This window comes from Rathayibacter sp. PhB127 (assembly GCF_003751665.1).
GTDB lineage: Bacteria > Actinomycetota > Actinomycetes > Actinomycetales > Microbacteriaceae > Rathayibacter > Rathayibacter festucae.
This window is the reverse complement of record NZ_RKHW01000001.1, coordinates 261,568-284,220: the sequence shown is the minus strand read 5'-3', so window position 1 is coordinate 284,220 and position 22,653 is coordinate 261,568. Positions and strand designations below refer to the sequence as shown.

Sequence of the window (22,653 nt, the reverse complement as noted above, 5' to 3'; positions counted from 1 at the left end):
ATCCACCGTGGTGCAGACGGTGGGTCTCGATACGCCCCTGCGGGGCTACTCGACCAGCATGCGGGGGCCACTCCGCGGCTGCTCGACCAGCATGCGGCGTCTCCTAGCGCTTCGCGCTCAGCTCGGCGCGGGTGCGCTCGGCCTCGTCCGAGTCCTGGATGGAGGCGATGCCCTCGGTGATCGAGGTGCCGGAGGCCGGGGCCTCGTGCTCGTCCGCGCCGAGGGTGGCCTCGTCGAAGGGAGCGCGGCCGCCGAGCACCTCGCGGACCTGCACCATGTCGATCTGCTTGGTCCAGGTGCCGACGAGAAGGGTGGCGACCGCGTTGCCGGTGAAGTTGGTGACCGCGCGGGCCTCCGACATGAAGCGGTCGATGCCGACGATGACGCCGACGCCGTTGACCAGGTCGGGGCGGAAGGACTGCAGGCCGCCGGCCAGCGTGGCGAGGCCGGCGCCGGTGACGCCCGCGGCGCCCTTGGACGCGACCATCATGAAGAGCAGGAGCCCGATCTGCTCCGGGATCGACATCGGGGCGCCGGTCGCCGAGGCGATGAAGAGCGAGGCCATCGTGAGGTAGATCGCGGTGCCGTCGAGGTTGAAGGAGTAGCCGGTCGGGACGGTGATGCCGACGACGGGCTTGGAGACGCCCAGGTGCTCCATCTTGGCGATCAGGCGGGGCAGAGCGGCCTCGGAGGAGGAGGTGCCGACGATGAGCAGGTACTCGCGGGCCAGGTACTTCATCAGCGAGAAGATGCTGACGCCGGTGACCAGGCGCAGCAGCAGGCCGAGGATGACGACCACGAAGATCGCGCAGGTGAGGTAGAAGCCGATCATCAGGGTGGCGAGGGCGACGACCGCGCCCCAGCCGGTCTTGCCGACCACCGCGGCGATCGCGCCGAACGCGCCGATCGGGGCGACCCAGAGCACCATCGAGAGGATGCGGAAGACCAGCCCCTGGAGCTGCTTGATCGCGCCGAGGATCGGCTGGCCCTTGGCGCCCATCTTCTGCAGCGCGAAGCCGACCAGGAGGGCGACGAAGAGCGTCTGCAGGATGCTGCCGTCCACGAGCGAGGAGAACAGCGAGACCGGGATGATCCCGAGGATGAAGTCGCTGGTCGACTCCGCCTTGAGGTCGGTGGTGTCGTAGGTGGCGCTCGAGATGTCGAGGCCCTCACCCGGGTGCAGGATGTTGCCGACGACCAGGCCGATGGCCAGCGCGAAGGTCGACATCACGATGAAGTAGCCGAGGGCGAGGCCGCCGACCTTGCCGACCGTCGCGGCCTTGGCGATCGAGCCGATGCCGATCACGATGGTGCAGAAGATGATCGGCGCGATCATCATCTTGATGAGGCCCACGAACGCCTTGCCGACGGGCTCGAGCGTCGCGGCGAACGCGGGGGCGACCAGGCCGACGATCACGCCGGCGACGACCGCGATGATCACGGCGATGTAGAGCCAGTGGTTGCGGTCGATCCGCCGGCGGGTCTTCGCGGGGGTGACCGCGGGGCTGAGCCTGTCGGTGCGGGGCCGGTCTGCGGGGCTGCCGGGCGTCTTCGCCATGAGCGTGTCCTGTCTCTTCATCGAGCTGGGGGGGTGAGACGATGCTGGCCCCCGCGGGTCGCCCGGCCGATGTTGCGTTCATACTGTTCACGGACATCGAGCTGTTCACGGACATCGAGGTCCAGGTCGCGGACGAGGAGGTCGGATGCCCGGAACGAGCCCCCGCGGCAGCATCGCCGCGCGGCTGTTCGCCGTGCAGCTGATCTGCATCCTCGTGATCGGCGCGATCGCGGTGCTGGTCCTCGCCTTCGACGCCCGCGGGCGCGCCGGCGACGACGCGGCCCAGCGGAGCCTCGTGGTCGCGCGCACGGTCGCCGACAACCCGTTCGTCCTCGACGCGGCGCAGGGGGCGGACCCGTCCGCCTCGCTGCAGCCCTACGCGGAGGAGATCATGGCCGACACCGGCGTCGACTTCCTCACGATCATGAACCCCGACCGCACCCGCTACACCCACCGCGACCGCGCGCAGATCGGCCTGCCGTTCATCGGCACCATCGCGCCGGCGCTCGAGGGCCGCACCTTCACCGAGACCTACACCGGCACCCTCGGCCCCTCGGTGCGCGCCGTCGCCCCGATCGAGAGCGCCGACGGCACCGTCGTCGCGCTGGTCTCGGCCGGCGTGACCCTCAGCCGCGTGGACGCCTCCTTCCTCCCCCGCCTGCAGGTCGTCGCCGGCGGCGTGCTCGGCGCGGTGGCGCTCGGCGGCATCGGCTCCTGGCTGCTCGCCCGCTACCTCCGCCGGGTCACGGGCGGCCGGGGGCCCGAGCAGATGAGCCAGGTCTTCGCCTACTACGAGTCGGTGCTGCACTCGGTGCGCGAGGGGCTGCTCCTCGTCGACGACCGCGGGCGGCTGGTGCTCGCGAACGACCACGCGCTCGAGCTGCTCGGGCTCGAGCGCGTGTCGATCCCGGTGCCCGTCGCCGAGCTCGACCTCCCCGACGCCCTGCGCGCGGTGCTGCTCGCCGACGAGCCGGTCGCCGACCGCCTGGTCGTCGCGCACGAGCGGATCCTCGTGGTCAACGAGCGACCGGCCGCCTCCCCCGGTGCCCGGCCGCTCGGCACCGTCACGACGCTGCGCGACCGCACGGAGCTGCAGCGGGTGTCCGGCGAGCTGGAGTCGATGCGCACCCTCTCGGACGCGCTGCGCTCGCAGACCCACGAGTTCTCCAACCGCCTGCACACCATCGCCTCGCTGATCGAGCTCGGCCGACCGGAGGAGGCGCTCGCCTTCGCGGCCGGCGAGCTGAACCTCAGCCAGCGGCTGGCCGACAGGGTGCTCGGCTCGGTGCAGGAGCCGGTGATCGCCGCGCTGCTGCTCGGCAAGGCCGCCCAGGCCCGCGAGCGCGGGGTCGAGCTGCACCTCGAGACGCACCTCGAGCCGGGCGCGCAGGGCTTCGAGCCCGGCGACCTGGTGACCGTGCTCGGCAACCTGATCGACAACGCGCTCGACGCGGCCGCTTCCTCCGCCGCCGACCGCGAGCCGTGGGTCGAGGTCTACCTCGGCCTGGCCGAGGCGTCCGGTGCCGAGGGGGCCGAGCTGGTCCTGCAGGTCTCCGACAGCGGACCCGGCGTCGCGGAGGCGGCCGACGTCTTCGCGCGCGGGTACTCGACGAAGGAGTCGGACGCGTTCGGCCGCGGCATCGGCCTCGCGCTGGTGCAGCAGGTGGTGCAGCGGCTCGGCGGGAGCATCGAGGTGACCCGGCACGTCGGCGCGGTGTTCACGGTGCAGCTGCCGCTGCGGTCGGACACACCGGCAGGAGTGCGCCCGTGACCGCCCCGATCCGCGTCCTCGTCGTCGAGGACGAGCCGCTGACCGCGAGCGCGCACGCCGACTACGTCCGGCGCGTCGAGGGCTTCGAGGTCGCGGCCGTCGCCGGCAGCGGGGCCGAGGCGATCCGGGCCCTGCGCGCCGATCCCGCGATCGCGCTGATCCTGCTCGACATGAACCTGCCCGACATGGGCGGGCTCGACCTCTGCCGCGCCGTGCGCACCGCGGGCCTGGACATCGACGTGATCGCGATCACCGCCGTGCGCGACGCCGCCGTGGTGCGCGCCTCCGTCGCCGCCGGGATCGTGCAGTACCTGATCAAGCCGTTCGTCTTCAGCGTCTTCGCGGCGAAGCTCGCCAGCTACCGCCAGTACCGCGAGCGGATGCACGGTGCCGACGTCGCGAGCCAGCACGAGGTCGACGGCGCCTTCGCCGCGCTGCGGACCTCCAACGCTCCGGGCCTGGCGAAGGGACTCTCCGCCGAGACGCTCGACGCGGTGACCGCGCTGCTCGGCCCGGTCGGCCTGTCCGCGGGCGAGCTCGCCGCCCGGCTCGACGTCTCGCGGGTCACCGCTCGGCGCTACCTCGAGCACCTCGCCGACTCCGGAGTCGCCGAGCGCGCCCCGCGCTACGGCTCGCCGGGGCGGCCGGAGCTGGAGTACCGCAGGGTCTGAGCGGCTACTGCTTGTACGACGACAGGAAGTTCCCCAGCCGCTCGATCGCCTCGGAGATCACCCGCTCCTCCGGCAGCGTCACGATCCGCAGGTGATCGGGAGTCGGCCAGTTGAAGCCGGTGCCGGGCACCAGCAGGATGTGCTCCGCGAGCAGCAGGTCGTAGACGAGCCGCCCGTCGTCGCGGATCTCGTGCACCTCCGGATCGAGCCGCGGGAACGCGTAGAGCGCGCCCATCGGCAGCTCGCAGGAGACGCCGGGGATCGCCTGCAGCCCCTTCCACGCGGCGTCGCGCTGGCGCCGCAGCCGCCCGCCCGGCGCGATCAGCGCCTCGATCGACTGCACCCCCGAGAGCGCGGCCTGCACCGCGTACTGCCCCGGCACGTTGGGGCAGAGCCGGGTCGAGGCGAGCAGGGTGATCCCCTCGAGGAACCCCGCGGCGTGCTCGCGCGGCCCGGTGATCGCGAGCCAGCCGGAGCGGTAGCCCGCGACGCGGTAGGTCTTGGAGAGGCCGTTGAAGGTGAGGCAGAGCTGGTCCGGCGCGAGCGACGCCAGCGGGATGTGCTGGGCGTCGTCGTAGAGGATCCGGTCGTAGATCTCGTCGGCGAGCAGCAGCAGCGAGTGCTCCTCGGCGAGGGCGACGATCCCCTCGAGCACCTCGCGGGTGTAGACGGCGCCGGTCGGGTTGTTGGGGTTGATCACGACGATCGCCTTCGTGCGCGCCGTGATCTTCGAGCGGATGTCCTCGAGATCGGGCTGCCAGCCGTCGTCCTCCGCGCAGCGGTAGTGCACCGCGGTCCCGCCGGCGAGGCTCGTCATCGCCGTCCAGAGCGGGTAGTCGGGCGCCGGGATGAGAACCTCGTCGCCGTCGTCGAGCAGCGCCTGCAGCGTCATCGTGATCAGCTCGGACACCCCGTTGCCGAGGAACACCCACTCCGGGTCCACCGGCGGGAAGCCGGGGACCTCCTCGTAGCGGTAGGTCACCGCGAGGCGGGCCGAGAGGATCCCGCGGCTGTCGCTGTAGCCGTGCGCGCTGGGCATCGCGGCGATCATGTCGCGGACGATCTGGTGCGGCGCCTCGAAGTCGAAGCCGGCCGGGTTGCCGGTGTTGAGCTTCAGGATGCGGTGCCCCTCGCTCTCCAGCCGCGACGCCTCCACGAGCGCCTTGCCGCGGATCTCGTAGAGGACGTTGCGGAGCTTGGAGGACTGCTCGAGGGGGCGCGGCGGGGTCATCGGTCCAGTATTCACCGGCCGACGACCCCGAGCGCCGGTCAGCCCCTCGTGGCGCGGACCGCGGCGGCGATCTCCTCCTCGATGAGGTCGTAGTTGATGGCGGCGGCGACCCGGAGGCCGTCGGCGGCGGCCGCCATCACCTGCGACATCGGCTCCACCAGCGAGCCGGCGGCGAACACCCGCGGCGCGGTGGTGCGGCCCATCGGGTCGACGGTGAGGTGCCGGGCGGCGCCGGAGGGGTGGTCGACGAGCTCGAGGCCGAGGCCGTCCGGCAGGTTCCCCTCGACGCGCGGGCCGACGACCAGCGCGTCGAGCTCGAGCCGGCGGCCGTCGACGACGAGGCCGACCAGGCGGTCGTCCTCGACGAGGACCTCGGTGACGGCGCCGTCGATCAGCTCGATGCCGCGGGCGGCGAGCCCTTCGGCCTCCTCCTCCCCGGGCTGGAAGACGCCGTTCGTGAGGATCGACACCGAGTCGCTGAGCCGGCGGAACATCTGCGCCTGGTGGCCGGAGAAGCCGCTGCCGAGCACCGCGATCCGGCGCCCGCGCACCTCGAACCCGTGGCAGTAGGGGCAGTGCAGCACGTCGCGGCCCCAGCGCTCGGCGAGCCCCGGGATCACGGGCAGACGGTCGGTGGAGCCGCTGGCGAGCAGCAGGCGGCGGGCGCGGAGCACGGTGCCGTCGGCGAGGGTGGCCGTGACGCCGCCGTCGGCGGCCGAGGCGCTGACGATCCGACCCGGGACGACGCGCGCTCCGTAGCCCTCGGCCTCGATCCGGGCGAGGCGGGCGAGCTCCACGGGCGCGGTGCCGTCGCGGGTGAGCACGTTGTGAGCGCCGGGCGAGGGCGCGTTGCGGGGCGGCCCGCCGTCGACGACGAGCACGTCGCGGAGGCTGCGGCCGAGGGCGGTGGCGGCGGCGAGTCCAGCGAAGGAGGCGCCGGCGATGAGGACGTCGGGGAGGTCTGAAGCGGTCATGTCCCGAGCATCCGGTGGCGGCGGCGGTCCGTCGAGGATCTGTGCCGTTCCGGCACGACCGCGGACCCCGCGTGCCAGGATCGGGGCATGCCCGAGCACTCCGAGCACGACACCCCCTCCGACACTCCCTCCGACGACGAGATCGTCGCCGCCGTCGGACCGCGGCTGAAGCGCCTCCGCCTCCGCCGCGACCGCACGATCGCCTCGCTCGCCGCGGAGACCGGCATCTCCGCGAGCACCCTCTCCCGGCTGGAGAGCGGCGGACGGCGCGCGACGCTCGAGCTGCTGCTCCCGATCGCCCGCGCGCTCGGCACGCCGCTCGACGAGCTGGTCGGCGCCGCGCCCGAGGACCCGCGCGTGCACGGCCGGCCGTTCACCCGGCACGGGATGCGGATCCAGCCGCTCAGCCGCGACGCGGGCGCCCTGCAGGCCTTCAAGACCACGATCCCCGCCGGTCCGATCCCCGCGCCGGAGCAGCAGCGCACCCACGAGGGCTTCGAGTGGCTCTACGTGCTGAGCGGCCGGCTCCGGCTCCGCCTGGGCGAGCACGACATCGTCCTGCCCGCGGGCGAGGCCGCCGAGTTCGACACCCGGGTGCCGCACTGGTTCGGCCGGGCCGACGAGCAGCAGGTCGAGTTCCTCAGCCTGTTCGGGCGCCAGGGCGAGCGGATGCACGTCCGCGCGTCGACGCGGCGCTGAGGGCGCGCCGCTGAGGGCCGCGGCTCAGCCCTCGCCGAGCACCTCGCGGACGAAGCCGGTCGTCTTCACGCGCAGCGTCGCGATCCGCTCGGCCTTCGCCGCCTCGACGTCGAAGCCGACGTAGGCGACCGAGGGCCGGGTGCGGACGTTGGCCGAGCACTGGAAGTCCGCGCAGACCAGCGTGCCGAGGGTGTCGCCCGCGCGCCCGGCCGGGCCGGCCTTCTTCGCGCCGAAGAACACCACGTCGTTGGGCAGGCGGATGTCGCGGCACCAGGAGCACTGCGCCCGCGAGCGCGGGTTCGCGTCGGCCTGGCGGAGCAGGACGCCGACGAGTCGGTCCTCGAGCGGCACGACGACGTAGGCGCGGCGGCCGATCTTCTTGTCGCGCCAGCCGAGATGGTCGAACGACTCCCAGTCGAGGTCGTCGAAGCCGGCGGGGAGCGAGAGATCCGCGACCTCCTTGCGTGAGGCGTTCACGAAGGAGTCGCGGATCTGCTGGTCGGTGAGGGCGCGCATGTCCTCTCCAGCCTAATCAGCCGAGCGGCTCGGCCGGGGGGGGGGTCAGCCGAGGTGCGCGACGGCCTCCCGCGGAGCCTGCGCGAGGAACTGCTCCTTCTTGATCCGGATCATCGTGAACGCGATGACCGCGGCGAGCACCAGGCCGACGGCCGCGGCGACGAACACCGCGGAGTAGCCGTCGACGAAGGCGACCGGCGACGACTGCTCCCCCGCCACTCCGGCGTAGATCGTGGTGAAGACGGAGAGGCCGATCGAGCCGCCGATCTGCATCGCGGCGTTCGCGGTCGCTCCCGCGGCACCGGCGTCGTGGCCTGCGATCCCGGTCAGCGCCACGTTCTGCACCGGCACGAAGATCATCGCCATGCCGACGCCGAGCAGGATCAGGCCGGGCAGGACCTGCACGAGGTAGGAGCCGTCCGCGGTGATGCGGCTGAGGTAGAGCAGGCCGGCGGCCGCGATCAGCGGACCGACGATCATCAGCAGGCGCGGGCCGACGGTCGGCAGCAGCTTGGTGGCGATGCCCGCGACGATCATGATCGTGACGGTCATCGGGAGGTTGGCGAGGCCGGCCTCGAGCGGTGCGAGGCCGAGCACGAGCTGCAGGTGCAGCGTGAGGTAGAGGGTCGAGCCGATCATGACGCTGCCGACGATCGCCTGGATCAGGAACGCGCCGCCGCGGATGCGGTCGGTGACGATGCGCAGCGGCAGCAGCGGGTGGTCGGAGCGCGCCTGGATGCGGACGAAGACCGCGAGCAGCAGGACGCCGGCGAGGAGGAAGCCGAGGGTGTCGACGCGGAGCCAGCCCTGCTCGGCGAGCGTGAAGCCGTAGACGAGGCTCGCGAGGCCGAGCGCGACGGTGATCGTGCCGGCGATGTCGAAGCGGTTGCGGCCCTCGGCGCGGCTCTCGGTCACCAGCAGGGCGCCGGCGACGACGCCGATCAGCACGACGGGGACGTTCACCAGGAGGCACCAGCGCCAGTCGGCGAACTCGGTGAGCAGACCGCCGAGGACGAGGCCGACCGCGGCGCCCGCTCCGGCGACCGCGCCGAAGACGGCGAAGGCGGTGTTGCGCTCGCGCCCGCCGGGGAAGGAGACGGTGAGCAGCGCGAGGGCGGCCGGGGCGAGCAGCGCGGCGAAGGCGCCCTGCAGACCGCGGGCGGCGATCAGCTCGGTGCCGGAGGAGGCGACGCCGCCCCAGGCCGAGGCCGCGCCGAAGCCGACCATGCCGATCAGGTAGGTGCGCTTGCGGCCGGTGTAGTCGGCGATGCGGCCGCCGAGCAGGAGGAGCGCGCCGAAGGCGAGCGCGTAGGCGGTGACGACCCACTGGCGCTCGACGTCGGTGAGGCCGAGGTCGGCCTGCGCGGCGGGCAGGGCGATGGTGACGATCGTGCCGTCGAGGACGACGACGAGCTGGGTCATCGCGAGGATCACGAGGACCCACCAGCGGCGGGTGGAGGAGGGCGCGGGCATGGCGGAGCCTTTCGAAGCGGAGGGAGCGGGACCGGCGGGTCCGGATCCGAGCCGCGTCTCTGGGGCTGAACCACCCCAACTGGTTGGTTGGGCATCGACGAGTGTACAGTTCGAGCGCCCGGAGGTGTAAGCGTGAGCGAGAAGAAGATCGACCACGACGCGGTGGTCCCCGCCCGCGAGCGCATCCTCCGCGCCGCGACGGCCGAGTTCGCCGAGCACGGCTTCGCAGGTGCCCGCGTCGACCGCGTCGCCGCCGCGGCCGGCCTGAACAAGGAGCGCCTCTACGCCTACTACGGCGGCAAGCGCGGTCTGTTCGTCGCGACCGTGGTCGGCGCGCTGGAGGCGCTCGACGCGACGCTGCTCGCCGAGGCGGCCGACCTGCCGGACCTCGCCGGCCGGATGTTCGACCACGTCTGGGACCGCCCCGAGTTCCTCCGCCTGCTCACCTGGGCGCGCCTCGAGGGCGGCGGCGTCTGGGAGGAGGCCGGCGAGCGCCTCGGCAGCCGTCCCGCGCCGGAGGCCCGCGTGCTCGAGTGGCAGCAGGCCGGGATCGTCGACGCGAGCTGGTCGGCGGAGGACCTCTTCATCGCCCTGCTCGGGCTCTGCGAGATCTGGCATCTGACGCCGTTCGCGCAGCGCGGGGGCGACGAGACCCGCGAGCGCCGCCGCGCCTTCGTCGTGCACGTGGCGGCGCTGGTGGGGGCGCCCGCCGACGGGCCGACCGCGGTCAGTCCGCGGTCGTGAGCCGCTCGAGGTAGCCGGCGAAGGCGAGCAGGTCGGCCTCGGGCCAGCTGCTCAGGGCCTCCTGCATCCGCTGGCGCTGCTGACCGCCCAGGTCGCCCATCCGCTCGCGGCCGGCCGCGGTCAGCGTGAGGAAGCGGGCGCGGCCGTCGGCCGGATCGGCGGCGGTCTCCACCAGCTCCAGCGCGCAGAGCTGGCGGATCTGCCGGCTGATCACGCTGCGGTCGACGCCGAGGCGCTCAGCCGCGACGCTCGAGTGCACGGGACCGCAGCGCTCCAGCATCCTGAGCAGCCGCAGCCCGAACGGCGGCAGGCCGGGGTCGATGCTCGCCGCCGCGTCGCGCACGGCCGTCCGGACCTGCACGGCGAGCGCGGTGATCTGCTCCTCGACCTGGAGCAGCGCGCTCGCCGGGGCGAGGGTCGGGACGGCCGGTGCGGCGGTCATCAGGGGCGCTCGGCCACGTCGATCGCGCCGGTGGCGGCGTGCCGGGCGTGGGCGACGGGCGCGGCGTGGCGGCCGTGTGCGCTGTCGTCGTGAGCGCGGTCGACAGCGACGCGGTCGACGTGGGCACGCTCCTCCGCGTGCACCGCGTTGTCGCTCCGGACGCTCTGCCCGACCGGACGCAGCGCGGCCTGGCCGTCGGAAGCGGCGATCAGCGCGTCCTCCGCGCCGGCGACGACGCCCGAGGGCTCCGTCTTGCGCTGCACGGCGTTCATCGTGCCGAGCGGCGCGTTCGGCAGCAGCAGGACCGCGATCAGCGTGATGACGGCGAGCGGGATGCTGTAGAGGAAGACGTCGCCGACGCCGATGCCGTAGGCGCTCTCGACCACGACGCGCACGGCGTCCGGGAGCGTGTTGACCTGCGGGATCGTGCCGCTGCCGAGCGCCTGGGCGGCGATCGCCTGGTCGGCCGGCGCGAGGCCGGCGATGCCGGTCTTGATGTGGTCGGCGATCACCGTGCCGAGCATCGAGCCCAGCACCGAGACGCCCACGGTGCCGCCGAGGCTGCGGAAGAAGGTGACCGCGCTGGTCGCGACGCCGAGGTTCTTGATGTCGATCGAGTTCTGCACGACGAGCACCAGGTTCTGCATCAGCATGCCCAGGCCCGCGCCGAGGATCGCCATGAAGACGCCCACCAGCACGAGGTTCGTGTCGTAGCGCAGGGTGCTGAGCAGGAAGGTGCCGACGACCGCGAGCACGCCGCCGGTCACCATGATCGCCTTCCACTTGCCGGTGCGCGAGATGATCCCGCCGAAGATGGTGGACGCGATCAGCAGTCCGGCCATCATCGGGATCGTCAGCAGACCCGACTGGGTCGGCGTGGCACCGCGCGAGAGCTGCATGTACTGCGCGAGGAAGACCGCGACGCCGAACATCGAGACGCCGACCGAGATGCTCGCCACGACGGCGAGGCTGAAGGTGCGGTTCTTGAACATCCCCATCGGGATGATCGGCTCGGCGACGGTGAGCTCGGTGATCACCGCGGCGACCAGCAGCACGACGGAGCCGCCGACCATGACCGCGGTCTCCCACGAGGCCCACTCGAAGTTCTTGCCGGCCAGCGAGACCCAGATCAGCAGCAGCGAGACGCCGCCGGCGATGAGGACCGCGCCGAGGTAGTCGATCTTGACGGTGCGCTTGGGGTGCGCGGGGAGGCGCAGCGTCACCTGGAGCAGGATGATCGCGATGATCGCGACGGGCAGCGCGATGAAGAAGTTCCAGCGCCAGCCGAACGCGTCGGTGACGACGCCGCCGAGCAGCGGGCCGCCGACGGTGCCGATGGCCATCACGCCGCCGAAGAGGCCGGCGTACTTGCCGCGCTCCCGGGGGCTGATGATGTCGGCCATGATGATCTGGCTCAGCGCGGCGAGTCCGCCGGCGCCGAGGCCTTGGAAGACGCGGAACACGATGAGCATGTTCGTGTCCTGCGAGAAGCCGGCCGCGGCCGAGCCGATCACGAAGATCGCGAGCGCGAGCTGGATCAGCAGCTTGCGGTTGAAGAGGTCGGCGAACTTGCCCCAGAGCGGGGTGGAGACGGTGGTCGCGAGCAGCGTCGCGGTGACGACCCAGGTGTAGGCGTTCTGGTCGCCCTTGAGGTCGGAGATGATCAGCGGCAGCGAGGTCGACACGACCGTGCCCGCGAGGATCGAGACGAACATGCCCAGCAGCAGTCCGCTGAGGGATTCGAGCACCTGGCGGTGCGACATGGCCCCGTCGGGGCCGGTGGGGGTGGTGCGCTCTTCTCGAGTGCGCGTGCGCTCTGCGCGGGACATACGGCTCCTTGTTCACGGTGCGGCACCGGTGGCGATGCGGCGGTACTAGTTGACGGCGGTCAACTATTGACCGAGTGCAACTATATAGCCGAGCGAGGTGTTTCCGCCAGTGCTCGGCCCGTGCTCGTGCGCGGGGGGCTCTCAGCGGGCGATGCCGCGTCGGCGCAGCAGCAGGACCGCCGCCACGATCGCGGCCGCGAGCGCGACGAGGACCGCGACGCCCAGCGGCGAGCCGGCCGCGGCGCCGATCACCGCCCAGAGCACGGCGAAGCCGACGGTCGCGTAGATCAGTGCCCAGGCCGCGCAGCCCGGCAGCATCGCGAGCAGGTAGACGCCGAAGCGCATCCGGGCCGCTCCGGCCGCGGCGTTGATCATCGTCTGGAGTCCGACGGTGAGGAAGCTCACGGTGACCGCGGGAGCGCCGTAGCGAGCGAGCAGTGCCGACGCGCGCGTCAGCGCCGGGGACTCCAGCCACCGCCCCCACCGCCGCGAGGCCGCCCCGGTGACGACCGCCCGCGCGAGCCAGTACGTCGCCTGCGCCCGCACCAGCACGATGACGAACAGCGCTGCGAGCAGCTCCACGAACCCCAGCTCGTCGAGGAAGGCGGGCATGCGGCGCCTCCCTCTCCTCGCTCGGCAGAAGGCAAGGCTACCCTTCCCTCCCCCGCGCCGAGTCGTGCTGGCCGGGCAGCCCCGCAGGGGCGTATCGAGACCGACCGTCATCAGCAGGGCGGGTCTGCGGACTCGTCCTGCTGACGCGGGTGGATCTCGATACGCCCGCTCCGCGGCCTACTCGATCAGCATGGAGCGCTGACCCTCTCCCTAGGCGCCCCCTCCGTGCCGGTCGACCAGCTGCCCTGGGCCGCCCTTCATGCTGGTCGACCAGCTGCCCTCGGCTGCCCCTGCATGCTGGTCGAGTAGCCGCCTCCGGCGGCGTATCGAGACCCACCGTCGTCGGACACCCGGGAGCGAGCCTCCTCCACAACCTCCGATCCTTCCGCACTGTCCCCGAGCCGCTCGCAACCATGCCCCGGTGTCGGTGGTCCCCGCTTCAATACTCGTATGACGGAGTTCGGATCAACGGAAGAGGTGCTGAAGCACCTGCGCGTGCTCAGCGACCGCGCCGCCGCGAACGCCCGCGCCGCAGCCCAGCCGCGTCTCGCCGAGGCCCGGTACCTCTACGACTTCCACCGCACCGCCCTCGCCCACCCCGACGCCTTCGCCCGCGGCGCGACCCCCGGCGAGACCCGCGATCTCGTCGAGCGCTCCATCCGCGCAGAGCTCGCCGTCGCCGAGGGCCTGCCGGAGCAGGTGATCGCCCGGCGCCTCGAGAACGCGCACCTGCTCTTCGAGCACCTGCCGCTCACCCGCGCCCTCCTCGCACAGGCGCGCCTTCACTGGGAGGAGGGGGAGGCGATCTGCGCCACCGCGGGCAGCCTGCCCGAGTCCTCCCGCGCGGCCCTCGATGAGCGCGTCGCAGAAGCGGCACCGTCGATGACGCTCACGCAGCTGCGCCGCGCTCTGCGCCGCTGGCGGGAAGAGCTGCACGAAGAGTCGCTCGCCGCGCGTCACGCCCGCGCCCGAGCGGACCGCGCCGTGTGGGTCACCCCGGACGTGGACGGGATGGCGACCTTCTGCGTCTACGGCCCGGCCCCGGCCGTGATGGGCGCCTACGAACGCGCGGACCGGATGGCGCGTTCTCTGCGTGATGCCGGGGATGTGCGCACGCTCTCGCAGCTTCGCGCGGACGTCGCCGTGGATCTGCTCTGCGACGGCGACATCATCGGCACCACTCCCGACGCCGAGGACCGGCCTGACCCGACGTTCGTTCCCGGTGTCCGGGCGGAGGTGCGGCTGACGCTCGCGGCGTCCACGGCCGTCGACCTCGACGACGAACCCGCGGAGCTCGACGGCTACGGCCCTGTTCCCGCCAATGTCGCACGGGAGCTCATCCGGACGGCGGCCTCCTTCACCCGCGTCCTGACCGATCGGGACACCGGTGCCGTCGTCTCCGTCGGCCGGACCCGACGCGTCCCTCCGTCCCGCATGCGGCTGCACGTGCAGCTGCGGGATCAGACCTGCCGCTTCGCGGGCTGCCTGCGCACCTCCGCCCGCAGCGAAGCGGACCACACGATCGAGTGGCGCAACGGCGGCGAGACCTCGCTCGAGAACCTCGTCTCACTGTGCACGGCGCACCATCACCTCCGACACGGCGACCGATGGAGGTACACGAAGGACGACGACGGGACGATCGTCTGGACGACCCCGACCGGACGGCGCGTCGTCAACCGGCCGCCCCCGCTGCCGGGGCGGCCGCCGGACCCACCGCGCCGACCGCGCTTCGTCGACACACCGCCGCCGTTCTGACGGTGGTGGATCTCGATACGCCCGCGATGCGGGCTACTCGATCAGCATGAAGCGCTGAACCGCTCCGGAGGCGCGCCTTTCACGCTGGTCGAGGAGCCCGCAGGGCGTATCCAGACCCACCGTGATCAGGTGCGGACCCGCCGTGATCCCGCGGGTGCCCGGCCAGGCTCCGACCCCGCCCCTAGGCTCGACGCATGGACAACATCGATCGGAAGATCCTCGATCTGCTGCGCCAGAACGCCCGCGCGGGCTACGGCGACATCGGCGGTGTCGTGGGTCTGTCCGCGTCCGCCGTGAAGCGCCGGGTCGATCGGCTGGTGGCCGACGGCGTGATCCGCGGCTTCACGATCAAGGTCGACCCGGCCGTCGACGGCATGGCCACCGAGGCCTACGTCGAGCTGTTCTGCCGCGGCACGGTCGCCCCCGACGAGCTGCGCCGCATCCTCTCGGCCGTGCCCGAGGTCGTCGACGCGGGCACGGTCACCGGCTCGGCCGACGCGATCGTGCACATCCGCTCGCGCGACATCCCGAGCCTCGAGCTCGCCCTCGAGAAGGTGCGCATCGCGCCGAACGTCGACCACACCCGCTCCGCGATCGTGCTCTCCCGCCTGATCCAGCGCGGCGAGGCCTAGCAAGAGCGCTCCCGCCTCAGTGCGAGCGGCCCGCGACCACGTCGGCGATCGTCGCCAGCGGTGACGTCGTCGCCCGGCCCCGCGCCTCGGACGCGTCGGCCAGGCCGTAGGCGCGGTAGAGCGACGTGACCGCCAGCCAGCGCAGCGGCTCCGGCTCCCACGGCCGCACCCGGTGGCCCACCCACGGCAGCTCGGTGAGCGGCGTGCTCTCGCCGAGCACGAGGTCGCGGAGGGTGCGCCCGGCGAGGTTGGTCGCCGTGACCCCGGTGCCGACGAAGCCGCCCGCCCAGCCGAGGCCGGTGACGCGGTCGAGGCCGACGGTCGCGTGCCAGTCGCGCGGGACACCGAGCACGCCGGACCAGACGTGCCCGATCCCGACGCCGCGCAGCACCGGGAAGAACCGCTCGAGGATCTCCCGCAGCCGGCCGACCGTGCGCGGATCGGTCGCCCCGTCGCGGTCGATCCTGGAGCCGAAGCGATAGGGCACGCCCCGCCCGCCGATCGCGATCCGGTCGTCGGCCGTGCGCTGCGCGTACATGTAGGCGTGCGCCGCGTCGCCGAGCGTCTCGCGGCCGGCCCAGCCGATCTCGTCCCAGACCTCGGGCGCGAGCGGCTCGGTCGCGATCAGCGACGAGTTCATCGGCAGCCACTCGCGGTGGTGCCCGGAGAGCCCGGCGGTGAAGCCCTCGGTCGCGCGCAGCACGATCGGCGCGCGGACGAGCCCGCGGGGTGTGACGGCCGCGCCGGGGCGGATCTCCTCCACCCGGGTGTCCTCGAAGATCCGCACGCCGAGCGCCTCGACCGTGCGGGCGAGCCCGGCCGCGAGCTTCGCGGGGTGCAGGCGCGCGCAGTGCGGATGCCAGAGGCCGGCCGACGCGCCGCTGACCGCGATCCGCGCGGTCGTCTCCCGCGCGTCGAGCAGCTCGACGTCGGTGTGCGCGCGGGCCCGGGCCGCCGCCGCGGTGGCCAGCAGCCGGGCCCGCTGCGCCTCGCCGCGCGCCACCTGGAACTCGCCGCCCTTGACGATGTCGGCGTCGATCCCCTCGGCCGCCGCGGCCGTGATCACCTCGTCGACCGTCTCGTTCATCGCGAGCTGGAAGCGGTCGACCGCCTCGCTCCCGTGCGTCCGTGCGTAGGAGGCGACTCCGCCGGTGATCTCGTTCGTCAGCCAGCCGCCGTTGCGACCGGAGGCGCCGAAGCCGGCGAAGCGCTGCTCGAGGATCGCGATCCGCAGCGACGGGTCGGCCTTCGCGAGCGAGTAGGCCGTCCACAGGCCGGTGTACCCGGCGCCGACGATGCAGACGTCGACGTCGAGCGGGCCGGGCAGCGCCGGACGGGGCGCGGAACGACCGAGGGAGGCCCACCAGAACGACACGTCGCCGTTGATCACAGTGGGCCTCCCCCGGTCTCGCGGATCTCAGCGGGCGAGAGTCCCGCGAAGGATCAGAGTCCCGAGCTCGGGAACGTCTGCATCATCTCCGAGAACAGCGCGGCGGTCCAGCCGATCGCGATGATGAAGGAGACCGCCACCACGCCGAGGAAGATCCACAGCGGGAGCAGTCCGCCGCCGGTCACGCGCTTCACGACGACGCTGCGCCCGATCACGTAGACGTACGGAGCGGCGAGGAACGCCCAGGCCCAGTGGAACGGGCGCTGCACGCCGGCCTTCTTCAGCTGCCGGTAGTCGAGGAACGCGAAGACGACCTCGGCCGCGTAGATCAGGAAGCCGACGACCTGCACGGCGCCGAGCCCGACGAGGTAGGCGGTCGACATCCCCATCGAGGCGCGCGGGCCGTAGGTCGACGAGACCGCCGAGTCGGCGATGGCGCCCGGTGAGAGCAGGAAGATCGACAGCGCCGACAGCAGCGGCAGGAGCACGACGACCCAGATCCACGGGGTGCTGGTGACGATGCTCGGGTCGCGCGGCTGCGGCGCGGGGCGGCCGGCGTAGGCCGGCTGCTGGCCGGGCTGCTGGCCGTACTGCTGCGGGTACTGCTGGCTGTACTCCTGCGGCGGCTGCTGGCTGTACTGCGGCTGCTGAGCGTACGGCTGCTGCGGCGTCTGCTCGCCGTACCGCGGCTGCTGCGGGATCTCGCGCTCCGGAGCCGACTGACCGGACGCCGACTGGCCGTAGCTCGTGGCCTGGCCGCTCGAGGTCTCGCCGTAGGCGGGCCCGGAGACGGGCGGCACGATCGGCGGCTGCGGCGCCGCGGGAGGCTGCGGCGCGCTCTGCGCAGCGGGAGCGGTCGGCGCGGCGGGAGGGGTCGGGGCGGCGGGAGCCGCGGCGGGGGCGTCGCGCAGCGAGTCGGTCCAGCCCTGGCCGTCCCACCAGCGCTGGCGCGGTGAGCCCGCGGGATCCGGGTACCAGCCGGCGCGCGGTCCGGAGGCCGAGGCAGCGCCCCGCTCCTGCTCGCCGTTCCGGTCGTCGCCGTGCTCGTTGCCGCCCTGGTCGTCCGTCATCGCGTCCTCCGCTCCCCTTCGGGCGCTCTGCCCGCCATCGGAGACGAGCGTATCGCCGCGATCCCCGGTCGCACCTGGACGCGGCCTTGCCACGACCTCTGCCGCGCCTGAGCGGACGCCGTGCGGCCGCCTCCGCCAGGATGGACGGATGCCGCACCTCCTCCGCGCCCGCGCCCTGCTCTTCGACATGGACGGCACCCTCGTCGACTCCACCGCGGTGGTGGAGACGATCTGGCGCTCCTTCGCCGAGCGCTTCGAGCTCGACGCCGACCTGATCCTCGGCGCCGTGCACGGGGTCCGCGCGGAGGACAGCGTCCGCCGCTTCGCCCCCGCGGGCAGCGACGTCGCCGGGATCGTCGACGAGCTGAACGCCTACGAGCTCGAGCACACCGAGGGGACGGTCGAGATCCCCGGCGCCGTCGCCTTCCTCGCCGCGCTCCCCCGCGACCGCGTCGCGCTGGTCACCTCGGCGAGCCCCGCCCTGGCCGCCGGCCGGCTCGCCGCCGCCGGCGTCCCCTCCCCCGCGGCCGTCGTCACCGCCGACGACGTCGTGCACGGCAAGCCCGCCCCCGACGGTTACCTCGCCGCCGCCGGACTCCTCGGGGTGGACCCGGCCGACGCGATCGTCTTCGAGGACGCCGAGGCCGGGATCCTCTCGGGACTCGCCGCCGGCATGCGCGTCGTCGTCGTCGGCGCGCACGAGTCCGAGACCACCCGCGGGCTCCCGCGGATCCCGCACTACGCCGACGCGGGCGTCGAGCGCGACGGCGACGAGCTGGTGCTCACCCTGCCCTGAGCCGGCACGCGCATCCGGCGCTCAGTAGCGGATCGCGTCGATCACCTTCACCCGGACCGCCACGATCGCGGGCACGAGCCCGGCCAGCGCTCCCACGAGCGTCGCCGCCCCGAGCCCCAGCAGCGCCGCCTCGACCGGGAACGGCGGGATGTCGCTGATCCCGTTCTCCTTGACGAACGCGACGGTCCACGGATTCGTCACCAGGATCACCGCGATCGTGACGCCGACCACGCCCGCGACGACCGTCGCGACGACGCTCTCCATCATGATCGAGAAGAAGATCCGCCCCGAGGAGGCGCCGAAGCTGCGCCGGATGCCGATCTCGCGGATCCGCTGCCGCACGGTGACGAGGGCGATGTTGAGCAGCCCGAGCGCGCCGAGCGCCAGCACGAGGCCGGCGACGCCGCCGATCACCCAGGTGAGCACCGCGAACGGGTCGGAGTCGTAGCTGAGGTAGTCCTGCCGGTAGACGTCGGCCTCGAAGCCCGGGCCGAGCGCCGCGGTGACGTCGCGCTTGACCGCCTCGATCAGCGGGTCCGCGATCTCGAGCGGCACCCACATCTCGTAGTTCGGCAGCTGCGGCCCGCCGAACGCGGGGTCCGCCTCGGGCGCGACGGCCGAGTAGGCGTCGACGAGCATCATCGCGCTCGGAGTGGTGTCGTACTGGTTCGAGGGCGTCACCCCGATCACGACCGCGGTCGTGTCGTGCTCGCCGCCGAGGAGGGTCGCGGTCGGGTGCGTCCGCAGGTCCGGGCGCCCGAGGCGGTCCCAGAAGACCTCGTTGACCACCAGCGCGGGAGCGAGCCGCCGCTCGTCGCCCTCGGCGAACCAGCTGCCGCTCGTCAGCTCCACCCGGTGCATCTCCGCGTAGGGCTGGTCGACCGCGGTGATCCCGACGTCGACCGCGCCGTCGGTGAACTGGACGCGGGTGCCGCCGTACGTCGTGCGGCTCGCGTACTCGATGCGGTAGCGCTCGAGCACCTTCTCCCAGGCGTTCTGCATCACGACCGGGTCGACGACGCCCTCGGGGCCGGTCGTGTAGGCGCTGATGTACAGGCTCGCGGGCCGGCCGCCGCTGCGCTCCGAGACCTCGATGTTCGCCTGCCGGGCGATCCCGCCCGCGGCGACGACGCCGGTGAGCGCCGCGACGGCCACCGCCACGCCGATCAGCGAGAGCAGCACGCGGCCGCGGTGGATCCGCAGCTCGGTCCACGCCTCGACGATCGCGCCGACGACGCCGGTGAGGCCGCCCATCAGTGCCGCCCCGAGCTCGTCGCGGGAGCGGCGGTCGCGGACGTCGAGGCGCTGAGCCTGCCGTGATCGAGCCGGTAGTGCCGCTCCGCCCGGGCCGCGATCGCGGGATCGTGGGTGATGGTGACCAGGGCCGAGCCGGACTCCTGGGCGATCTCGTCGAGCAGGCTCATCACGCTCTCCCCGGTGTCGGTGTCGAGCGCGCCGGTCGGCTCGTCGGCGAGGATCAGCCGCGGACGGCGCACCAGCGCGCGCGCGATGGCGATCCGCTGCTGCTCGCCGCCGGACATCCGGCCGGGCATCGAGTCGACCCGGTGCCCCAGCCCGACCCGCTCCAGCATCTCGGCGGCCAGCGACGCCCGCCGCCAGAACTCGGTGCCGGTCGCGTAGAGCAGCGGCGTCATCACGTTCTCGCGGGCCGTGCGGCCCTCGAGCAGATTGAACTGCTGGAAGATGAAGCCGATGCTGCCGCCGCGGATCCGTGCGCGGGCCCGCGAGGAGAGCGTCTCGGTGGGCTTCCCCTCGAGCAGCATCCGCCCCTCGGTCGGCTCGTCGATCAGGCCGAGGATGTTCAGGAGCGTCGACTTGCCGGAGCCGCTGCGGCCGACGACCGAGACGTGGTCGCCCTCGCCGACCTCCAGGTCGACGCCGTCGAGGATGGTCAGCGGCAGTGCGTCGGGCAGGGGGACGACCTTGCGGATCCCCTCGAGTCGCAGGATCGTGCGCTTGCCGTCGGTCACGAGCCCGTCCGTCACGAGCAGTACACCGAGCCGTCGGCGTTGGTCACGCAGTTCCCCTCGAGCTGCTCGCCCTCGCTCGCGGCGGCGCCCGGCACGAACTGCAGGATCTCCGCGCCCTCGTCCACGCCGCCGGTGACCTCGACGCTGATCCCGTCGGTGAGGCCGAGGGTGACCGGGACCTCCTCGGTCGAGCCGTCCTCGGCGAGGCGGTAGACGACGCCCGACTCGGCGGTGCCCTCGACGGCGGTGGTCGGCACGACGAGCACGTTCTCGGCCAGGCCGCCCGCGAGGGTGACCGTGGCGGCGAGACCGGGGAACACGGTCACCTCGCCCGGGACCTGGCAGCGGAAGCTGGTGCCGGAGCCGCCGGTCGCGCCGGTGCCGCCGGTCTCGCCCGCGGGCGTCTCGCCCTCGCCGGCGAGCGGGGTGGTGATGGTGAGTCCGGTGCAGGTGAAGGCGGCCGGCCCGCCGGTGACCGCGATCTGCGCCTCGGTCGGCCGGTTCTGGATCCGGTAGAGCTGCTCGGCGTCGATCGAGCCGGTGACGGCGTAGGTCGGCGGGGCGACCTGACCGGTGACCTCGCCGACCGCGACGGCCTGGTCGTGGATGACACCGAGGGCGCTGAGCACGCCGGCGGCCGGCGCGTAGACGCGCTCGAAGCGGACGGAGGGCGGCGGCTGGGTGACGGTGACGAGGCCGTCGGCGCCGGTGGTCTCGACGGGATCTCGCACGGTCTCGACGCGGATGTCGTAGATCAGGTCGCCCGAGGCGACGGTCGCGCCCTGGGTGATGTAGACGTCGTCGACGGTGCCGACGGCGGTCGCCTTCACCGGCACGGCCGGGTCGGCGGCGACGGTGCCCTGCAGCGTGAGGTCGTTGGTGACGGTGCCGCGGCCGACGACGACGGTCGGCTCGGTCAGCTCACCGGTGGGGACGGTCGGGTCGGCCTCGGCGGACCCGTCCGGGAAGAACGCGATCTTGACCAGCGCGACCGCGACGGCCCCGATGACCACCAGCCAGAGGATCGGGAACACCCATCGTCGAACCGCACCCATGTCTGTCCCCCGACTCCGGCGCCCGTGCGCCCTGCGGCGCTCCCCCGTGGCGCGCCGATCGGCAGCCTATCGACCGCGTGACGGAGCGCGCGTCAGCCGCTGTGACTACTCCGGGGGCGGATACCCCGCCCCTCCGCCGTCATGCTGATCGAGTAGCCCGCGCAGCGGGCGTATCGAGATCCGCCGGCGTCAGAAGTCGAGTCCGCAGACCCGCCCTGCTGAGGACGGCTGGTCTCGATACGCCCCTCCGGGGCTACTCGACCAGCATGGTGCGCGTCAGGCTCCGAGCTTCGCGACGACCGCGGCGACGCGGCGGGCGCGCGTCTCGGCGGCCTTGGCGCCCTCGACGGCGGTGACGTGGGCCTTCCGCGCACTCGGCGAGAGGGCGTCGAAGGCGGCGGTGGCCCCGGCCGCGTCGAGCGCGGCGGCGAGGTCCTCCGGCACGGCGACCGTGCGCGGGGCGGAGTCGAGCTCGAGGTCGACCTCGATGGCGTCCCCGCCGGCCAGCCCCGACGCGGCGCGCTTCTCCGCCGAGAACGAGATCAGCGCGCGGCCGCCCATCGCACCGACCGTGCCTTGGAAGGCGTAGCCGTTGACGACGACGCTCACCGCGGGCCGCTTGCCGCCGCCGAGCGCGTCGAGCACCTCGGGCGGCACCTCGATGCCGGTGTTGTTGCCCACCTGGAAGAGCGTCGTCGTGTAGCGCACGGGACGAGGATGGCACGCGGCCGTTCCACCCGCCAGACGCCCTCGCCCGCCGGGGGCTCAGCAGTCGCGGTCGGCCGGGTCCTCGCCGTCCTGCTGACCGGGATCGCCGAGAGCCGAGCGTACGGCGTCGACGGTCATCCGGCCCTCCGGATCGAGGCGGGTGAGCATCCGCGTCATGATGTCGGCGAGCTGCGGGATCTGCTCCGCGTCGAGCGGGTCGATGACGTCGGCGAGCACCGTCGCGACGTGACCCGGGGCGGTGTCGACGATCTTCTGCAGCCCGGCCTCCGTGAGCACGGCGTTGGTCGCGCGCCCGTCGGTGGGGCACGGCCGGCGCTCGAGGTAGCCGCGGGCGACGAGGCGCGTCACGACGTGCGAGAGCCGCGGGAGAGTGGCGTTCGTGCGGGCGGCGAGCGTCGTCATGCGCAGGGCCCGGTCGGGCGCCTCCGACAGCATCGCGAGCGTCATGTACTCGAAGTGCGTCAGCCCCGCGTCGCGCTGCAGCTGGGTGTCGAGCGCGCCGGGCAGCAGTTCGACCACCGCGACGAACCGCAGCCACGCCGCCAGCTGCTCCTGCGTGAGCCAGCGCGTGCCCGCCGCATCCGCCGCTCCCCCGTCATCCATCCCCCCACCCTACCGCTTTGTTGCCGCGACAAGTAAGCAAGCGAGAAGGACTGTGCGACGTCCCGCCTCCGAGATCGGCGCCCACTCACGAGGCGATCCGCGGATTCGCGTG

General features: G+C 73.0%; 22 protein-coding genes. 7 read left to right on the top strand and 15 right to left on the bottom strand.

Features of this window, described 5'->3' with window-relative positions; genetic code table 11:
* Positions 1-103: 103 nt before the first annotated feature.
* Positions 104-1,558: a cation:dicarboxylate symporter family transporter gene (locus EDF22_RS01415; protein WP_123701863.1), complete on the bottom strand. Its 1,455-nt coding sequence runs from the start codon at positions 1,556-1,558 to the stop codon at positions 104-106.
* 145 nt (positions 1,559-1,703) lie between these two features.
* On the opposite strand from EDF22_RS01415, the gene EDF22_RS01410 reads away from it, so the two are divergent.
* Both EDF22_RS01410 and EDF22_RS01405 read left to right on the top strand, forming a co-directional pair.
* Positions 1,704-3,329: a sensor histidine kinase gene (locus EDF22_RS01410; protein WP_123701861.1), complete on the top strand. Its 1,626-nt coding sequence runs from the start codon at positions 1,704-1,706 to the stop codon at positions 3,327-3,329.
* Complete coding sequence (locus tag EDF22_RS01405) at positions 3,326-4,000, top strand: response regulator (protein ID WP_123701859.1); 675 nt, start codon at positions 3,326-3,328, stop codon at positions 3,998-4,000. The genes EDF22_RS01410 and EDF22_RS01405 overlap by 4 nt, the downstream gene beginning before the upstream one ends.
* A gap of 4 nt (positions 4,001-4,004) precedes the next feature.
* Here the strand turns inward: EDF22_RS01405 and EDF22_RS01400 are convergent, their stop codons facing one another.
* Together EDF22_RS01400 and EDF22_RS01395 are read right to left on the bottom strand one after the other, a co-directional pair.
* Positions 4,005-5,231: a pyridoxal phosphate-dependent aminotransferase gene (locus tag EDF22_RS01400; RefSeq protein WP_123701857.1), complete on the bottom strand. Its 1,227-nt coding sequence runs from the start codon at positions 5,229-5,231 to the stop codon at positions 4,005-4,007.
* 38 nt (positions 5,232-5,269) lie between these two features.
* A complete protein-coding gene (locus EDF22_RS01395) occupies positions 5,270-6,205 on the bottom strand; it encodes an NAD(P)/FAD-dependent oxidoreductase (protein WP_123701855.1) in 936 nt (311 codons plus the stop codon).
* A gap of 87 nt (positions 6,206-6,292) precedes the next feature.
* Here EDF22_RS01395 and EDF22_RS01390 point away from each other — a divergent pair, with 87 nt between their 5' ends.
* On the top strand, positions 6,293-6,904 hold the full coding sequence (locus EDF22_RS01390; RefSeq protein WP_123701853.1) for a helix-turn-helix domain-containing protein: 612 nt from the start codon (positions 6,293-6,295) through the stop codon (positions 6,902-6,904).
* A gap of 24 nt (positions 6,905-6,928) precedes the next feature.
* On the opposite strand, the gene EDF22_RS01385 is transcribed toward EDF22_RS01390, so the two are convergent.
* Positions 6,929-7,420 carry an FBP domain-containing protein gene (locus EDF22_RS01385; protein WP_123701851.1) on the bottom strand — a complete coding sequence of 164 codons (492 nt, stop codon included), beginning with the start codon at positions 7,418-7,420 and terminating at the stop codon, positions 6,929-6,931.
* A 45-nt stretch (positions 7,421-7,465) separates the two neighbouring features.
* Positions 7,466-8,893, bottom strand: a complete 1,428-nt coding sequence (locus tag EDF22_RS01380; RefSeq protein ID WP_123701849.1) for an MFS transporter — start codon at positions 8,891-8,893, stop codon at positions 7,466-7,468.
* Positions 8,894-9,025: 132 nt separating this feature from the next.
* Between EDF22_RS01380 and EDF22_RS01375 the strand changes: the two genes are divergently transcribed.
* Positions 9,026-9,637, top strand: coding sequence for a TetR family transcriptional regulator (locus EDF22_RS01375; RefSeq protein ID WP_185038656.1), 612 nt, complete (start codon positions 9,026-9,028; stop codon positions 9,635-9,637).
* On the opposite strand, the gene EDF22_RS01370 is transcribed toward EDF22_RS01375, so the two are convergent.
* From EDF22_RS01370 to EDF22_RS01360, 3 genes are all read right to left on the bottom strand, one after another.
* Positions 9,621-10,079 (bottom strand): MarR family winged helix-turn-helix transcriptional regulator, encoded by a 459-nt coding sequence (locus EDF22_RS01370; RefSeq protein WP_123701845.1) that lies wholly within the window; start codon positions 10,077-10,079, stop codon positions 9,621-9,623. The two genes, EDF22_RS01375 and EDF22_RS01370, sit on opposite strands and share 17 nt — an antisense overlap.
* Complete coding sequence (locus tag EDF22_RS01365; RefSeq protein WP_123701843.1) at positions 10,079-11,842, bottom strand: MDR family MFS transporter; 1,764 nt, start codon at positions 11,840-11,842, stop codon at positions 10,079-10,081. The genes EDF22_RS01370 and EDF22_RS01365 overlap by 1 nt, the downstream gene beginning before the upstream one ends.
* 207 nt (positions 11,843-12,049) lie before the next feature.
* The gene (locus EDF22_RS01360) at positions 12,050-12,520 is read right to left on the bottom strand and encodes a DedA family protein (protein ID WP_123701841.1); all 471 of its coding nucleotides are present in this window, start codon (positions 12,518-12,520) and stop codon (positions 12,050-12,052) included.
* Positions 12,521-12,970: 450 nt separating this feature from the next.
* On the opposite strand from EDF22_RS01360, the gene EDF22_RS20365 reads away from it, so the two are divergent.
* Both EDF22_RS20365 and EDF22_RS01345 read left to right on the top strand, forming a co-directional pair.
* Positions 12,971-14,275, top strand: coding sequence for an HNH endonuclease signature motif containing protein (locus EDF22_RS20365; protein WP_148059076.1), 1,305 nt, complete (start codon positions 12,971-12,973; stop codon positions 14,273-14,275).
* A 194-nt stretch (positions 14,276-14,469) separates the two neighbouring features.
* A complete protein-coding gene (locus tag EDF22_RS01345; protein ID WP_055786568.1) occupies positions 14,470-14,907 on the top strand; it encodes an Lrp/AsnC family transcriptional regulator in 438 nt (145 codons plus the stop codon).
* 16 nt (positions 14,908-14,923) lie between these two features.
* On the opposite strand, the gene EDF22_RS01340 is transcribed toward EDF22_RS01345, so the two are convergent.
* Both EDF22_RS01340 and EDF22_RS01335 read right to left on the bottom strand, forming a co-directional pair.
* The gene (locus EDF22_RS01340) at positions 14,924-16,297 is read right to left on the bottom strand and encodes an FAD-binding oxidoreductase (RefSeq protein ID WP_123701836.1); all 1,374 of its coding nucleotides are present in this window, start codon (positions 16,295-16,297) and stop codon (positions 14,924-14,926) included.
* Positions 16,298-16,350: 53 nt separating this feature from the next.
* Positions 16,351-17,367 (bottom strand): DUF2510 domain-containing protein, encoded by a 1,017-nt coding sequence (locus EDF22_RS01335; protein ID WP_185038654.1) that lies wholly within the window; start codon positions 17,365-17,367, stop codon positions 16,351-16,353.
* Positions 17,368-17,515: 148 nt separating this feature from the next.
* Between EDF22_RS01335 and EDF22_RS01330 the strand changes: the two genes are divergently transcribed.
* The gene (locus EDF22_RS01330) at positions 17,516-18,163 is read left to right on the top strand and encodes an HAD-IA family hydrolase (protein ID WP_123701832.1); all 648 of its coding nucleotides are present in this window, start codon (positions 17,516-17,518) and stop codon (positions 18,161-18,163) included.
* A 21-nt stretch (positions 18,164-18,184) separates the two neighbouring features.
* On the opposite strand, the gene EDF22_RS01325 is transcribed toward EDF22_RS01330, so the two are convergent.
* The 5 genes from EDF22_RS01325 to EDF22_RS01305 all read right to left on the bottom strand — a co-directional run bounded on the left by EDF22_RS01325 (position 18,185) and on the right by EDF22_RS01305 (position 22,541).
* Positions 18,185-19,417 carry an ABC transporter permease gene (locus EDF22_RS01325; protein ID WP_123701830.1) on the bottom strand — a complete coding sequence of 411 codons (1,233 nt, stop codon included), beginning with the start codon at positions 19,415-19,417 and terminating at the stop codon, positions 18,185-18,187.
* Positions 19,417-20,169, bottom strand: coding sequence for an ABC transporter ATP-binding protein (locus EDF22_RS01320; protein WP_260302155.1), 753 nt, complete (start codon positions 20,167-20,169; stop codon positions 19,417-19,419). Before EDF22_RS01320 ends, EDF22_RS01325 begins: the two co-directional genes overlap by 1 nt.
* Positions 20,166-21,188 (bottom strand): efflux RND transporter periplasmic adaptor subunit, encoded by a 1,023-nt coding sequence (locus EDF22_RS01315; RefSeq protein WP_123701828.1) that lies wholly within the window; start codon positions 21,186-21,188, stop codon positions 20,166-20,168. Before EDF22_RS01315 ends, EDF22_RS01320 begins: the two co-directional genes overlap by 4 nt.
* A gap of 297 nt (positions 21,189-21,485) precedes the next feature.
* Positions 21,486-21,917 (bottom strand): DUF1905 domain-containing protein, encoded by a 432-nt coding sequence (locus tag EDF22_RS01310; RefSeq protein WP_123701826.1) that lies wholly within the window; start codon positions 21,915-21,917, stop codon positions 21,486-21,488.
* Positions 21,918-21,974: 57 nt separating this feature from the next.
* Positions 21,975-22,541: a MarR family winged helix-turn-helix transcriptional regulator gene (locus EDF22_RS01305; protein ID WP_123701823.1), complete on the bottom strand. Its 567-nt coding sequence runs from the start codon at positions 22,539-22,541 to the stop codon at positions 21,975-21,977.
* Positions 22,542-22,653: the final 112 nt, after the last annotated feature.

Excerpts from the sequence above, each read along its gene's own strand:
- EDF22_RS01330 (WP_123701832.1), top strand. The coding sequence starts at position 17,516 with ATGCCGCACCTCCTCCGCGCCCGCGCCCTGCTCTTCGACATGGACGGC.
- EDF22_RS01305 (WP_123701823.1), bottom strand. The coding sequence starts at position 22,541 with ATGGATGACGGGGGAGCGGCGGATGCGGCGGGCACGCGCTGGCTCACG.
- EDF22_RS01410 (WP_123701861.1), top strand. The coding sequence starts at position 1,704 with ATGCCCGGAACGAGCCCCCGCGGCAGCATCGCCGCGCGGCTGTTCGCC.
- EDF22_RS01415 (WP_123701863.1), bottom strand. The coding sequence starts at position 1,558 with ATGGCGAAGACGCCCGGCAGCCCCGCAGACCGGCCCCGCACCGACAGG.
- EDF22_RS01365 (WP_123701843.1), bottom strand. The coding sequence starts at position 11,842 with ATGTCGCACCGCCAGGTGCTCGAATCCCTCAGCGGACTGCTGCTGGGC.
- EDF22_RS01325 (WP_123701830.1), bottom strand. The coding sequence starts at position 19,417 with ATGGGCGGCCTCACCGGCGTCGTCGGCGCGATCGTCGAGGCGTGGACC.
- EDF22_RS01335 (WP_185038654.1), bottom strand. The coding sequence starts at position 17,367 with ATGACGGACGACCAGGGCGGCAACGAGCACGGCGACGACCGGAACGGC.
- EDF22_RS01360 (WP_123701841.1), bottom strand. The coding sequence starts at position 12,520 with ATGCCCGCCTTCCTCGACGAGCTGGGGTTCGTGGAGCTGCTCGCAGCG.
- EDF22_RS01395 (WP_123701855.1), bottom strand. The coding sequence starts at position 6,205 with ATGACCGCTTCAGACCTCCCCGACGTCCTCATCGCCGGCGCCTCCTTC.
- EDF22_RS01400 (WP_123701857.1), bottom strand. The coding sequence starts at position 5,231 with ATGACCCCGCCGCGCCCCCTCGAGCAGTCCTCCAAGCTCCGCAACGTC.
- EDF22_RS01370 (WP_123701845.1), bottom strand. The coding sequence starts at position 10,079 with ATGACCGCCGCACCGGCCGTCCCGACCCTCGCCCCGGCGAGCGCGCTG.
- EDF22_RS01380 (WP_123701849.1), bottom strand. The coding sequence starts at position 8,893 with ATGCCCGCGCCCTCCTCCACCCGCCGCTGGTGGGTCCTCGTGATCCTC.
- EDF22_RS01390 (WP_123701853.1), top strand. The coding sequence starts at position 6,293 with ATGCCCGAGCACTCCGAGCACGACACCCCCTCCGACACTCCCTCCGAC.
- EDF22_RS20365 (WP_148059076.1), top strand. The coding sequence starts at position 12,971 with ATGACGGAGTTCGGATCAACGGAAGAGGTGCTGAAGCACCTGCGCGTG.
- EDF22_RS01345 (WP_055786568.1), top strand. The coding sequence starts at position 14,470 with ATGGACAACATCGATCGGAAGATCCTCGATCTGCTGCGCCAGAACGCC.
- EDF22_RS01385 (WP_123701851.1), bottom strand. The coding sequence starts at position 7,420 with ATGCGCGCCCTCACCGACCAGCAGATCCGCGACTCCTTCGTGAACGCC.